Annotated in this window: 13 protein-coding genes; 7 read left to right on the forward strand and 6 right to left on the reverse strand. The window is 42.5% G+C overall.

The annotated features are described in order from the left end of the window. Positions 1-180 precede the first annotated feature (180 nt). Positions 181-939 (forward strand): hypothetical protein, encoded by a 759-nt coding sequence (locus ABD772_RS09155; RefSeq protein ID WP_345103118.1) that lies wholly within the window; start codon positions 181-183, stop codon positions 937-939. Between the two features lie 64 nt (positions 940-1,003). Here the strand turns inward: ABD772_RS09155 and ABD772_RS09160 are convergent, their stop codons facing one another. Both ABD772_RS09160 and ABD772_RS09165 read right to left on the reverse strand, forming a co-directional pair. Next, entirely contained in the window at positions 1,004-2,065 is a 1,062-nt protein-coding gene (locus ABD772_RS09160; RefSeq protein ID WP_345103120.1) for a hypothetical protein, read from the reverse strand. A gap of 119 nt (positions 2,066-2,184) precedes the next feature. Continuing rightward, a complete protein-coding gene (locus ABD772_RS09165) occupies positions 2,185-3,069 on the reverse strand; it encodes a class I SAM-dependent methyltransferase (RefSeq protein ID WP_345103122.1) in 885 nt (294 codons plus the stop codon). A 193-nt stretch (positions 3,070-3,262) separates the two neighbouring features. Between ABD772_RS09165 and ABD772_RS09170 the strand changes: the two genes are divergently transcribed. Next, complete coding sequence (locus tag ABD772_RS09170) at positions 3,263-4,081, forward strand: hypothetical protein (protein WP_345103124.1); 819 nt, start codon at positions 3,263-3,265, stop codon at positions 4,079-4,081. 111 nt (positions 4,082-4,192) lie between these two features. Then, entirely contained in the window at positions 4,193-5,014 is an 822-nt protein-coding gene (locus tag ABD772_RS09175) for a hypothetical protein (protein ID WP_345103126.1), read from the forward strand. 17 nt (positions 5,015-5,031) lie between these two features. Here ABD772_RS09175 and ABD772_RS09180 read toward each other — a convergent pair whose 3' ends face one another. The 3 genes from ABD772_RS09180 to ABD772_RS09190 form a co-directional block, all read right to left on the reverse strand. Then, the gene (locus ABD772_RS09180) at positions 5,032-5,784 is read right to left on the reverse strand and encodes an ABC transporter ATP-binding protein (RefSeq protein WP_345103128.1); all 753 of its coding nucleotides are present in this window, start codon (positions 5,782-5,784) and stop codon (positions 5,032-5,034) included. After that, positions 5,781-6,512 (reverse strand): MlaE family ABC transporter permease, encoded by a 732-nt coding sequence (locus ABD772_RS09185; protein WP_345103130.1) that lies wholly within the window; start codon positions 6,510-6,512, stop codon positions 5,781-5,783. Before ABD772_RS09185 ends, ABD772_RS09180 begins: the two co-directional genes overlap by 4 nt. A gap of 85 nt (positions 6,513-6,597) precedes the next feature. Further along, on the reverse strand, positions 6,598-8,508 hold the full coding sequence (locus ABD772_RS09190) for a TonB family protein (protein WP_345103132.1): 1,911 nt from the start codon (positions 8,506-8,508) through the stop codon (positions 6,598-6,600). 230 nt (positions 8,509-8,738) lie between these two features. Here ABD772_RS09190 and ABD772_RS09195 point away from each other — a divergent pair, with 230 nt between their 5' ends. Genes ABD772_RS09195 through ABD772_RS09205 form a run of 3 tightly spaced genes read left to right on the forward strand, consistent with a single transcriptional unit; the run spans position 8,739 to position 11,039 of the window. Then, a complete protein-coding gene (locus tag ABD772_RS09195) occupies positions 8,739-9,443 on the forward strand; it encodes an SDR family oxidoreductase (protein WP_345103134.1) in 705 nt (234 codons plus the stop codon). Between the two features lie 21 nt (positions 9,444-9,464). After that, positions 9,465-10,040: a PspC domain-containing protein gene (locus ABD772_RS09200; protein ID WP_345103136.1), complete on the forward strand. Its 576-nt coding sequence runs from the start codon at positions 9,465-9,467 to the stop codon at positions 10,038-10,040. Positions 10,041-10,058: 18 nt separating this feature from the next. After that, positions 10,059-11,039: a LiaI-LiaF-like domain-containing protein gene (locus ABD772_RS09205; RefSeq protein ID WP_345103138.1), complete on the forward strand. Its 981-nt coding sequence runs from the start codon at positions 10,059-10,061 to the stop codon at positions 11,037-11,039. Positions 11,040-11,049: 10 nt separating this feature from the next. Here ABD772_RS09205 and ABD772_RS09210 read toward each other — a convergent pair whose 3' ends face one another. After that, positions 11,050-11,667, reverse strand: coding sequence for an RDD family protein (locus tag ABD772_RS09210; protein ID WP_345103140.1), 618 nt, complete (start codon positions 11,665-11,667; stop codon positions 11,050-11,052). Between the two features lie 119 nt (positions 11,668-11,786). On the opposite strand from ABD772_RS09210, the gene ispG reads away from it, so the two are divergent. Next, entirely contained in the window at positions 11,787-13,811 is a 2,025-nt protein-coding gene (gene ispG / locus ABD772_RS09215; RefSeq protein WP_345103142.1) for a (E)-4-hydroxy-3-methylbut-2-enyl-diphosphate synthase, read from the forward strand. Positions 13,812-13,879 lie beyond the last annotated feature (68 nt).

Consider the following 13,879-nt stretch of genomic DNA (forward strand, 5'->3'; position numbering starts at 1 on the left):
CTGTTTTATACCGTATTGATGCCGATGGTACTGCGGTAAAACGTGGGAGCGGCCGGTCGGTGCCAAATTTTATGCTAAAGCCCTGTTGTTTATTCAACAGGGCTTTTTGCTTTTATGCAAGCGGCGTTAAATCTAATGCTTTTTTTTGCTGATATTTATATCAAAGCAGCATCCGTCCTTATGAAAGCATTTCATTATATCGCCTACATATATTTATTGACACTAGCGGCGTGTACATCGAATTCTAAAAAGAATAATGGTTCACCGGGTGATTCTTTGCCAGAGTCTGTCAATTTGCGTGTTGATACCAGTATAATGTTTAAGGACACTTTCTTTATTAATAGGGCCACAGATTCTAAAGGACGGATTTTGCACGCTATTTACATTGATCCTAACAAAAATTCACGCGCTCATGACTGGATTTTTGATTGGAGCGACAATGATCAATCTAACCTTGAAAATTATCTTACCCAACTAAAAAAAGGTAAATACGCGCTAATTCATGTTGCTCTTGGACACTTCCCTGCAGACTGGAGGCCCGTTTATCAATATCGTGGCAAATATTATCTGTATGATCCGGCCGATGGGGCTAATAACAATACTATAAAAGTAACAGATTCCTTATTAATGCCCTATTATTTTGGTGACGGTTATACGCCTGTGGCAATGCAATCTTTCAAACGCAACAGTAGTAAATGGGTTACTATAAAAACCACGCATTATCCCGAAACAGAAGACACTGCATTCGGCGACGTTAATGTCTACAATATTGATCCGAAAACAGGTTTGTCGGTTTGGATCATAGGTGATGAGGCAGAATTAATGGTTCCGCGGCAAGGTGTAAATAATTATCCTGTTATTGTTAACCGCTCAGCCTTCCAGAAATACGATGAATTGGATTTTGATAAGATCGACGCTAAGAAACTCATCAGTAAATAAATCCTGACTAATCAAAAAGCCCCTCGATAACTCGAAGGGCTTCTATTTTTTCTTAGCAATCCAGTTATTGGTACTGAATATAAATAGGGTAAGGCTTTTTCTTTAATACTTCCTCTGGTGTCAACATGTGATGAGGCGCCTTTTTGATGTCGTTTTTGTAAAATAATTTGAAGCCGGTAAACTGTACAGGCTCGTTATGAATAAAATAGCGCCAGGTGCCTTCTTTCAGGTCGGGCTCACCCCAGCCGTCCATGTCCATTACCAACTGAACTTCGGGACGTAGTTTGATGTTCTGATAGTTAGTCAGCATCTTTTTAGTGAAGCGGTGAACGATCAAAATTTTAGGTGGCAGGTTGTATTTTCTAACCAAACCAGCCAAATACCCTGAAACATAGTTAACATCCGCAGCATCATAAGTACCGATCTTCCTGCCCGGCAGGCTGCCGTCCTTCATCGAGAATTCAGGATCCATACCAAAATGTACTTGCGGCATGCTTAAGTATTTCTCTAACAGTGGCAACTCTGTGTGTATATTGCTCAAAGCAACCTGTACGTCCAAAAATACAATAGCATGTGCCTTTTTTGCCAACACTAATACACTGTCTATTTGTTTAAACGGCATGCGGTTGCGGTATTTACCATCCTTGCCTGCACTACCGCTGGCTACCACTGCTATATAGTGTAAAGCCGGTTGTACCGGTGTCTGCGGATCGGCTTTTTGCCAGTTTTTAACTTCGCCTTTTAACTTGGCCAGCATTTCGTTTGGAGGCAGTTCGCCTAAAATGCCCATTTTTTTAGCATACAGGTTTCCATAAAAAGCAATTACGCGTTTAAATGGCAAAATGGCTCCAGGCAGCGGATAAGGCGCATTCTTAACAGGCCACTTACCGGTGGTGTCGCCATGAGCCAGCCGTTTCATTAATGAATCATATAACTTTTTATCTATCGGTGGATAAACTACTTTAGTGGTGGTGTCTTCGGCAGCAGTTTCAGCATTCTCGCCGGCAGTGGCTGCAGTCTTCGCTGTTGCCTTAGCTTCCGGCGCTCCGGGTTTACTTTGCGTGCAGTTAGAGAACAGCCCTAACGATGATAGCATTAATAGTGCAGATAAAAATATATTTTTCATTTAATAAGTTTGTTTGCTTGTTATTACAACGTTGTGAAGTATAGGCCAGGAGGTCTTATCCAAGCTGCAAAGTAACATGATTTAATTTACCCGATAAGCTAAAATTATCCACAAAATGCCTATTTGTGTTTATAAAATTTACCGAATACGCCTAATGGTAATTTAATGCCTGATGTTGCCTGTAAATAAAGTTCGCCTATCTCCAGATTTTCCACTTCAGGCAATGCGCTTTTAATGAGATTTTCGACTATAACTGCCGAAAAACCAAGCGAATAGGTATTCAATATCAGGAAATGTTCTTCGGGGTCAAGTAGTTGAACTACGTCTTGCATCATTTCATTGATATGATCTTCCAGCTTCCATTTTTCGCCATTGGGGCCATGTCCGTAAGCCGGCGGATCGAGGATAATGCCGTTATATTTCTTTCCGCGTTTTAGTTCGCGTTTTACAAATTTCAGCGCATCCTCAACTACCCACCGTATATCTTTCAGGCCGGATAACTCCTGATTCTCATTTCCCCAGGTAACTACCTGCCTGATAGAGTCTACATGCGTAGTATCGGCACCTGCGCCACGGGCAATTAATGATGCGCCGCCGGTATAAGCAAAAAGGTTAAGCACTTTTGCATTTGGCGTTTTAAATTTTTTTATGTTCTGTGAGATATAGTCCCAGTTAACAGCCTGTTCGGGAAAAATACCAACATGTTTAAACGAGGTAAGCGCCAACCTGAATTTAATGGCCGCCTCAGGGTTTTTATATTCGATATGCCAACGATCAGGAGTTGATGGGCTTTTCTTGATCCATTCGCCCGATGTAGCTGAGCGTCCTTTAAAGCGAATATGATGCAAACGCTGCCACTCAGATTGAGGCAAAATTTTATTCCAGACTGCCTGCGGCTCGGGTCGTATTAAAATCAAGTTGCCAAAGCGCTCCAATTTTTCAAAATCGCCGCAGTCAATCAGTTCGTAATCTTTCCAATAGGTGGGAGTAAGTAGTTGAATCATTGCTGTTTAGCGAATTTTATCAGTATAAGCTTGTAGCGCAAATATAGGCATTCAGCCCTACTTAATCAGGCTTTGGCCTTTACTATTTCTGAAAAAGCGTATCAGGCCACCGGGTAACATATTTGATAGAATAGCTAAAAAATTTTTATGCCAAAGAGATGATCTGTAATTTTATTTACCAATACAGATTTGTGTGAAAAAGATAACTACAAAAAACTTCAAGCTGCTTTTGCCGGCTTTACTGATAACTATAACTGCAACTGCACAAAAGTTACCCAAAGTTCAAACCGCAAGTGTGTTTGCACCTGCTGACATAAAAGTTGATGGCAAAACAACTGAATGGAACAATAAATTCCAGGCATTTAACCGCACTACCGAAGTATATTATACACTGTCAAACAGTGCTACCAAGTTGTATCTTACGGTGCAGTCCAACGAGCGCCGCATCATTAGAAAGATCATCTCAAATGGTGTTACGCTAACTATCGTGGCAGACCCTAAGCAGAATAAAAACGGCCTGGCGGTTACTTTCCCGGCTTACGGTAAAACCGAGCGGCCGCCTTATTATAATTTAAGAACCCCGTATGATGAAGTAAAGGACACAACCGTAAACAACGCTATGGCCGACTCTGTAATGAATACCTATAATGCTGATATGTCTTCAAGATTGAAAATTATAGGTGTAATTGGCGAGCCAACTATTCCCGACAGTACATTATCTGTATTTAATACAGAGGGTTTTAAGGCTGCGGCCAAATTTGATAAAAAGCTTACTTTTACCTTTGAGCTCGCGATACCGCTTAGTTACATCAAGTTTGCAGCCGATAAACCGGGCACTTTTAAATATACATTACAGGTAAATGGCCCTCCGGGCGAAGTTCAGAGCGACAATAACCGGCTATATTACATAGCAGGCGATGGTAGCCGGGTGAATATTGGGTATGCCGGGCCAGATAATCTTGGCTTTGCTAACCCGACAAGTTTTTCGGCAGAGTATACCCTGGCTAAGTAGTTTTTTGCCAATACAATTTGCGGCGATAGTATCGCAGATTTATCTGCGATAATTATTTGCTTATACTATCATATAGTAGTAAATTTAGTATAACTAATTATCTCCGCAATCGTGAAAATATCTAACTGTAAACTGTTCGGGCTAGTATTGCCGGCGCTGTTATTGTCGGCTTTTGCCAATGCTCAAAAATTACCCAATATCCAAAAAGGCGGTTTAAGGGCGCCTGCCAATATCAAAGTTGATGGCAAAGCCTCCGAGTGGAACAATGAGCTTCAGGCTTATAACCACGCTATACAAGCATCATATACGTTGTCAAATGACGATAATAAGCTGTATCTTACGGTAAGCTCAGACCATAAGGAGGTGATTAACAAAATGATCAATGGTGGGGTATCATTAATAATCAATAAGGTTAAAAGATCCGTATCAGGAGCAGCGTCTGTTACGTACCCCGTTTTTAATATCCAGGATGCACCGGTGATAAGTCTTAATACCATGTTTGATATAAAGACCGGCACACCCGACACCGATGCAAAAATGGATTCATTAGTTAAAGCAAGTAATTCGGCATTAAACAATAAAGCTAAATTTATCAGGCTGAGCGGCTTACAGGGTGATGAAGATACGTTGATATCGGTTTACAACAAAGACGGGATCAAAGGCCATAGTGCGTTTAATAATAAAAAAACTTACACGCTCGAAATGTCCATCAACCTAAAATTATTGGGCCTTTCCATTCAAGATCAATCGTCGTTTAATTATAACATCAGGTTTAATGAAACCAAGATAGATTTTGTGCCTGGTATATCCATTATGCGCAATGCCGACGGCACTGTCACGCAGATGGTTGTAAAAGACGCCAAGTTGGCCAACTCCTATATCAGCGCGTTAAATACTACCGACTGTTGGGGGGAATATACTCTGGTTAAATAGCCCGGAAAAAGAGGTACTTATAGCTTGGTGCGCGCCGCCTGCATAAATTTGCTGGCAAATACAAAGTCGTTCAATTCTTTGTTATCGGTTTTTGCAATTTCTTTATTGCTGCCTTCCCACCATTTTTCGCCGTTGTGCAAAAAAATAATATGTTCGCCTATCCCCATCACCGAGTTCATGTCATGCGTAACAACAACGGTGGTCATATTGTACTCCTGGGTAAGCTCATTGATCAGGTCGTCAATTAATATAGACGTTTTAGGGTCAAGCCCCGAGTTAGGTTCGTCGACAAACAAGTATTTAGGTTGCATGGATATAGCTCTTGCAATACCCACGCGTTTTTTCATTCCACCCGACAACTCAGCAGGATAAAGCTTGTTTTTTCCGGCCAGGTCAACGCGCTCAAGACAAAAGTTAGCGCGTTCCAGTTTTTCGGCATGCGATTGGCCGGTAAACAAGTTCAACGGAAACATAATGTTTTCTTCCACGGTCATTGAGTCAAACAAGGCCGAGTTTTGAAACAACATACCAATGTGCGTTCGGATTGGCACCCGCTGCTCAAAATCCATTTCGGTAAAGTTTTCATTGTCGAAGTATACGGCACCTTTGGTAGGTTCATGTAAACCGACTATACATTTAAGTAAAGTTGTTTTACCCGATCCGGACCCTCCTATAATAAGGTTATTTTTACCTTGCTCAAAACTGGCTGATATGCCTTTCAGTACTTCGTTTTCGCCAAATGTTTTATAGATATCCTTAATCTCGATCATAGCATCATACGGGTTATCACCAGATCGGCAAATAATATCATAACGCAGCTGTAAACCACGCCGCGGGTTGACGACTGGCCAACCTCAAGGGCGCCGCCCGAAGTATAAAAGCCTTGATAGGCACAAATAGACGCAATAATAAATCCGAAAACAACAGCTTTAACTAAGGCCACTTGAACAGTCAACCCATCAAAGCCGTCGCGTACACCAATGAGGTAATCATCAGGAGTAATATCGCCCGATAAAACACAAGCCAGATAGCCACCGCCTATACCAAGAGTAATAGACACAATAACCAGCAGTGGTATCATGCTCATGCTGGCAATAATTTTGGGCGATATCAGGTAGCCGGGAGCATTTACGCCCATGATCTCTAAAGCGTCAATTTGTTCGGTTACGCGCATGGTGCCTATCTGCGAGGCTATGCTCGAGCCTACACGGCCCGCCAATACCAGTGCGCAAATGGTTGGGCTAAATTCAAGAATGGTCGAGTCGCGCGCAATTTTTCCGGCAATACTCATAGACACCAGCGGGCTGCTTAACTGAAAGGCCACCTGTATGGTAGTTGCCGCACCGATGAATACAGAAATGATGGCAATAATACCTAACGACCCTAAACCAATAGAGACCATCTCGCGCATTACTTCATTCCAGTATACCCCAAATTTTTCAGGCCGGCGAAAGCTTAAACGCAATAAAAGTATGTACTTGCCTAAACTATTAAACATGCTATCATAAGTAAAACCGGGTTAAAAATACATTTACTTTTTGTAACCGATTGTTTTAAATGTAGTATTTTAACGGAATAAGGGGTTAATTGTTTAGAGCTTGTTCAAACACAACGTCGTGATGATAAGGATTCATAATGCCTGCTGCATCTTCCTCAAGATTAAAATTTATCGGAACGGTAAACGACACCCTTACAGGCTTGCCATCCTGAGTTCCGGGTTGCCATTTGGGCGACTTTTTTAGAACTCTTATGGCTTCGTTCTCAAGAATTCTACCGGGTGACCTAAAAACTTTAAAATCTGTAAGTGTGCCATCTTTTTCAACAACAAATGTGGCATACACACGCCCGGATAAGCCACGGTCTCTGGCTGCTGCCGGGTAGTGTAGATTCTTGCCCAAAAAATCGACAAAGGCCTGGAGCCCTCCTGGGAATTCTGGCATATGTTCTACCTTAACCTGTACTAATGTATCAGTTCCGGTTAATTTGAAATTAATAGGTAGTGTGAACACTACTCGTACCGGTTTATTATTTATTGAACCAGGTATCCAGCCAGCAAATTGTTTTATAACTTTTTCTGCGGCTTCTTTCATGGTTTCACTCGGGCCAGAAATAGCATGAATATTCGATGCATGTCCGTCTTTTTCAATTACAAATTGAACATAAACTTTACCCTCACGATGTTGTTGTATATCCTCAATAGGGTAGCGCAAACTAACACTCAAAAATTTCCTCATTTCAGCTATACCACCAGGAAATTGCGGCTTTATATCAACGTTGCCGACAAAAAAAGTGGAATCTGATCTGTTATATAGAGAATCGACTAAAACTGGACTAATATCTGAGTCAACATACACAATAACGTTAGGAACCATTTTACCTCTGGTATCGGCTTTAAAAACAAATTTAAAACCAATGCTGGTTTGAATTCGTACCGGCGTACCGTCGGCCGACCTACCGGCTCCCCAAGGTGCAGATAGTTGTACAACTCTGGTTACTTCGTCAGCTAATGCTTTACTAATAGTATGGGCAATTTTTATATGCGTAAGGGCACCATTTTTTTCAACAATCATAGTTAAATCAACTTCGCCTTCGATTTTATTTTTGAGATCCTCTTTTGGATACTCGAAATTATCTTCAACAAAATTTACAAAATTGAATCTGGCCCCACGATAAACAATGGTTCTTTCAAGCGCCGCATCTGCGTTATTAAAATACGGCATATTAGGTGCCAGCTTTTCAGCAGGTCCTGTTTTATCAAAACGCGCTTCCGCTGTTGAATCAACAATAGGTTGCCAATTACCAGATATTTCTCCGTCTTTTAGTTTTATCTGTTTAATAGCAGTTTTAAAATCATTGGTATATACTATTAGCTTGCCATTACCGTGTTTTGCCAGCACTGTACCCGTCGAATCTCTGCATTCAATGTAATTGTTGGCCACAGCATAGAAAAGATCTCTGATCAAATAAATATTACCATTAGGGAAATATTTAGTAGAAATGCCCTTTCTTGTTTTTGCATTATACCTGTATATCTCCTTAAACCCACCATTCATGTAAAATTCGGTAACATTGCTCTGTCTTTCTCCATCTTCGTTTTTATCAAAAAAACTTACTCTTGAACGTTTTCCATTCGAAAAAAAATCGGTGAACTCGCCTATAATTTCACCATCTTGATAGGTTACAATACGTTTTTTATTACCGTTGGGATAATAGCTGGTAGCCAAGCCTTCAAATCTATTAGATAAGGCCGGTGTTTTTAAAAAGGCTGTTAAACTTACGTTACCACCTTTATAGTATCCTATTATTGGATACAGCCCCCCATCTTTTTCACTTTTAGGCAAAATAAAAATAGAATGATCAGCAATTTCCTTTGAGGTCTCTATATCATTAATATCAAAATAATATTTAAGCGTATCAGATTTCGCGCTGTCTTGCGCCCGGACATTCTGAAGCATGCATATCCCCAGTAAAACAAGTAATAAGGTTCTAAACATCACTAATAAAACAAAGCTGAAGATAGTACCAAAAAATGTATTACACAAAACGCCACCCCATCCAAAGGCATTTTCACCGACTATTCGCCCCCATTCCCCGATTTCTGTGAGCGGTATATTTTAAATATATCTACTTTTAGATCATGAAAACTATTATGATCTGCAGTTAACACACCGAAACTGATACAGATCATGATAGCTTCAGCACCGCTAAAAAACAAATAATAGGGATGAAAAGTGCTTTAATAACCGGAGCAACTAAAGGCATGGGCCGGGCAATAGCAATAGCCTTTGCCACCGAGGGCGTCAACCTGGCTATAAACTCACGCAATGCGGATGATCTGGCAACTTTTAAAACAGAGCTGCTGCAGATCAATCCGGCTATAAAGATTTTTACTGCTGTAGCCGACGGCAGCAAACGCGAAGAGTTGTTGCAATTTGCAGAAGGCGCACGCCGGGAGCTAGGCCAAATATCTATCATCGTCAATAACCTGGGTATGTATAAATACTCCAAAATATTAGATGATGAACAAGGGCTGTTCGGCAAAATGATTGATACCAACCTGATGCCTGCCTATGAGCTTTACCGTTTTTTTGGTAAAGAGATGATAGCAACCGGCCGGGGTCATATCTTCAATATTTGCTCGGTGGCTTCATTGAATCCGGTGGTTGAGGCAGGCATTTACAGTGTAACAAAAGCAGCCTTGCTAAGTCTCACAAATACTATGAGGCTCGAAATGCAGGAGCACGGAATAAAAGTAACTGCCGTGATTCCGGGCTCAACATTAACCGACTCATGGAAGGGCCAACAGGTAGACAAAGACCTGATGGTTTTACCTGAAGACATAGCATCGGCAATTATTAATATATATAAAATGAGTGTCGGCGCCAATGTCGACCAAATCATTATTAAACCCGCAAAAGGGCAACTATAAACTGATTCAAAAATTAAGATTATGGAACGAAAATTAGAAAGAGACCAGCAGCACAAAATGATAGCAGGTGTATGCGCGGGCTTAGCAAATTATTTAAATATTGATGTCACTGTAATAAGGGCGATATTTCTGGTGTCGTTAGTGTTACATGGTTGTGGTATTCTACCCTATATCATCCTATGGATAGTTATGCCAAAAAGAATCGCTTATCCCTTTAATGCCCCGGGTTTTGACCCGACGGTAGACTATACCGTGCCGCCACAAACCGGACCGGTAGATTACATGGTACCCAACAGTCCGTTTAGTAATGCCGGCGATATGCCGTTTGCCCCTAAACGAAAGTCGAACGCAGGCATGGTAGTTGGCCTGGCGCTGGTAGCCTTTGGCACTTTTTTCCTGCTTGATAATTTCGACCTGCTGCCTAACTGGGAGTTTGACCGCCTTTGGCCACTAGTATTGATAGCACTTGGTGCTTTGCTGTTATTTTCGCGCAGAGAAGTTAAACCGTGGGAAAAGCCAGACTGGAACGCTGGTGACAAACCGGCAGCCGAAACAAAAACCGAAGATAAAACAGAGGATATTCCTCCAACTGAATAATCACAAAAAATTAAGATCATGAGAAACGATAAAATAATTCCGGGCGTAGTCCTGATATTAATAGGGACAGCATTTTTGCTGCACAACTATGGCGTAATTCACTTTCATTGGGGTAATTTTTTCCACCTGTGGCCAATATTCATTGTAATTGGCGGTATCAACCTGATATTTGCCAATAACAGATCTGCTTGGGCAACAACCCTAAAACTAGCGGTAATTATCGTAGGCTTTGGGCTGATTGTGTTTGGCAACTTTGGTCGCTATAATTCGCCTTTTCCGGCTTTCTCTTATTATGATGATGACGACTACGATGACAGCGGTAAAACCGGAGTAACTAAGGTTGAAGGAAACAGCGAATTTAATGCACCTTTTGCGGCAGACGCCAGAGTGGCAACCCTTAATATTAGCGGTGGCGGAACGGTATATCGTTTAAGCGATACTACCAGCCAATTGTTTAGCGCATCGACCAAAGAATTTAAAGGACGATACGTATTTACTCATTCTAACCAGGATTCTGTTTATACGCTGAACTTTAATATGCGCGGCCATCATGATTTAGATTTCAATTTTGATGACGACAATGATAAAGGCAAAGACACCAGCCGCACCAACTCGGCTACTTTTAGATTAAACCCAAACCCGGAGTGGAACATCAATGTTAAAACCGGGGCTACAAGTTTAGATTTCGACTTATCTAAATTTAAAATACGCTCGGTTAAACTGGCCGGCGGCGCAGCAGCATTCGACGTAAAATTGGGTCAGCCCCTGGCAATAACCAATGTAGATGTGGCCACGGGGATGTCTGACGTTACCATACGTGTGCCTGCAACTGCGGCCTGCCATATTAAAAGCAGTACCGGCTTGTCATCAACTACTTTTGACGGCTTCGCCAAAATGGCTGACAACACCTATGAAACTCCTGGTTTCAGTGCTGCAAAAAATAAGATGTTTATAAAGATCAGCGGCGGCATGGCCGATATTAAGGTTAAGAGATACTAATCTCTCAACCTTAATTGGTTTTTATAACATAGGTTTTAGCCCAGCTATCATACCACGCCTGACGATGCTCGCTAAAAAGCACGCTTAAAAAAGGTATCCAGATGGTAATAGATAATACCACGCCCAAATTGCGCAAGAAAGCGCGGGCGAAAGACAGGCGTTGCCCATCAATATCAACTACCATTAATCTTAATATCTTTTTGCCAAAGCTGCCTTTCAAACCGGTGGCCTCGCAGATAGTATTGTATACTAAGAAAGAGCCAAGCATCAGTAATGAAAGCTTTAACATTTCAGGCGGAACCGGGTCGCCGAATCGGTATGCTGCCGGTAATGCTACAATGCTGGTGCGCAAAATGATATTCGACAGCAGGATGTACCAGCCTACGTAATCAATAAAAAAAGCGCCCGCCCTTTTACCGAAGCCGGCTAAATTATCCACGGTAGGGAAGTAAATACCCTTGCTTTCAAAGTATTCGTTAAGCTCTGACAGCTCTGATGCATACTGAGTTTTGTCGTTCGAGGCAGTGATAACCTCGGTATGGATATCAATATCCATCTGCATGATCTCACTGAAAGTATATGGGCCTTTTTTCAGGCCGCGTTCAATTATGTAATATTCTTCGTTCATGTCGGTTACAAAAATACATCGAAAGGTAATAAATAGTGTTTATTGGCTGATACTTTTAATTTTTACCCGTATCTGCAACAACATATTCGTAATTTTGCGTCAGATTATTTTTTACCTGCATGGATGTTTCTGCTTTAAAATTATTGCCCGGCCGTTATTGTAACTCGTTAACAGAATATTCTCGTTTCGTTACCCGCGAGGTAATGATCGGCGATCTGGCTATGGGTGGCGATAATCCTATCCGTATACAAAGCATGACCACTACCGACACCATGGACACCATCGGTACGGTCGAGCAGTCCATCCGCATGATCAACGCCGGTTGCGAACTGGTTCGTATCACTGCCCCAAGCATTAAAGAAGCGCAAAACCTGGCTGAAATAAAGAAGCAACTGCGTCAGCGTGGTTATGATACGCCCTTGGTTGCCGACATTCATTTTACACCTAACGCTGCCGAGGTAGCGGCCCGCATAGTAGAAAAAGTGCGTGTTAACCCCGGCAACTATGCCGACAAAAAGAAATTTGACCAGATAGATTATACCGATGCAGAATACCGCGCCGAACTGGAGCGCATTTATCAAAAGTTTGCGCCGCTGGTCAAGGTGTGCAAAGAGTATGGCACCGCTATGCGCATTGGCACAAACCATGGATCTTTAAGCGACAGGATCATGAGCCGCTATGGCGATACGCCGCAGGGCATGGTTGAGTCGGCTATGGAGTTTATGCGGATGTGCGAGACGCTGAACTATTATAACCTGGTGATATCGATGAAGTCGAGTAATCCGCAGGTTATGGTGCAAGCTTATCGCTTGCTGGTTGAGACCATGGTAGCCGAAGGCATGAACTATCCGTTACACCTGGGTGTTACTGAAGCCGGTGATGGCGAAGATGGTCGTATTAAATCGGCTGTAGGAATAGGTACCTTGTTAGAGGACGGGCTTGGCGACACCGTCCGTGTGTCCCTGACCGAAGAACCTGAGGCCGAAGCACCGGTGGCTATTGCATTGGTGAACAGATATTCGGAGCGGAAAGCAGCCTCTCCCAAACCCTCACCGCAAGCGAGCGTTTTAAATAGTCAAGCCACTAAAGAGGCTTCCCAAACCGGGGGAGATGCAGAGGGAGCTTATCTCTACAAAAAACGCCAAACCTATGAGGCAAATGCCTTCATTGGCGGGCACATGGTGCCGCGTGTAGTAGTCGACCTATCGAAAGCCAATCTGAAGGACGCCGCTGTATTGAATGACGCAGGTTACATTTACGCTCCGATGCTGGATAAATACAACATGGCTGAGCAGTCGGTTGATTTTGTTTATTTTGGCGATGAATTGCCGTCGTTTAACCTGCCGTCTAACTTAAAACAACTTTATAATTATAATACCTGGAAAAAGCTGACCAGCAAAACGCTTTGTCACCCCGTATTTACTTTGCAGGAATTTATTGAGGCGGATGACCGATCGTCAGCCCTAAACCTGGTACGTTTAAAGCCCGCCGACATTGATTCGGATGCTTTTGGGTCATTGCCGTTCAGTAATTCACTGGTTTTTGTTTTGGAGACCGATGCACTGCATGGTATGGCCGATCAGCGCCAGTTTTTCTTTAAAATGGAAGAACTTGGACTTGATGTGCCCGTGATCATCAAACGAACATATGCATTTGAGACTGAAGACATAGAACTTCGGACTCAGAACTTACAGTTATACGCGGCAACAGATCTGGGCGCTTTACTGATAGATGGCTTCGGCGACGGTATATGGATCGACACGGTGCAGGTGGAAACCAAAGTCATCACCTCTACTGCTTTCGGTATTCTGCAAGCCACCCGGTCACGTATCTCAAAAACAGAATACATATCATGCCCCAGCTGCGGCCGAACATTGTTTGACCTAATGGTTACTACCCAAATGATCCGCAGCCGTACCAGCCATCTTAAAGGATTGAAAATCGGAATTATGGGCTGCATCGTAAACGGCCCGGGTGAAATGGCCGATGCCGATTACGGTTATGTGGGCTCGGGTACCGACAAGGTTACCCTTTACCGTGGTAAAGAAGCCGTTAAGAAAAACATCAGCGCAGCCAACGCGCTTGATGAACTGATTGGCATTATCCGTGAGGATGGCAATTGGATCGAGCCGGTAGAAGGGTAAGCCCTTTCTTATGGTCATATCGAACAATAGTGAGAGGTCTATGCACCGTCTTCGGATTTGTACATGTG

Origin of the sequence: Mucilaginibacter panaciglaebae (assembly GCF_039539265.1) — a bacterium.
GTDB classification, from domain to species: domain Bacteria; phylum Bacteroidota; class Bacteroidia; order Sphingobacteriales; family Sphingobacteriaceae; genus Mucilaginibacter; species Mucilaginibacter panaciglaebae.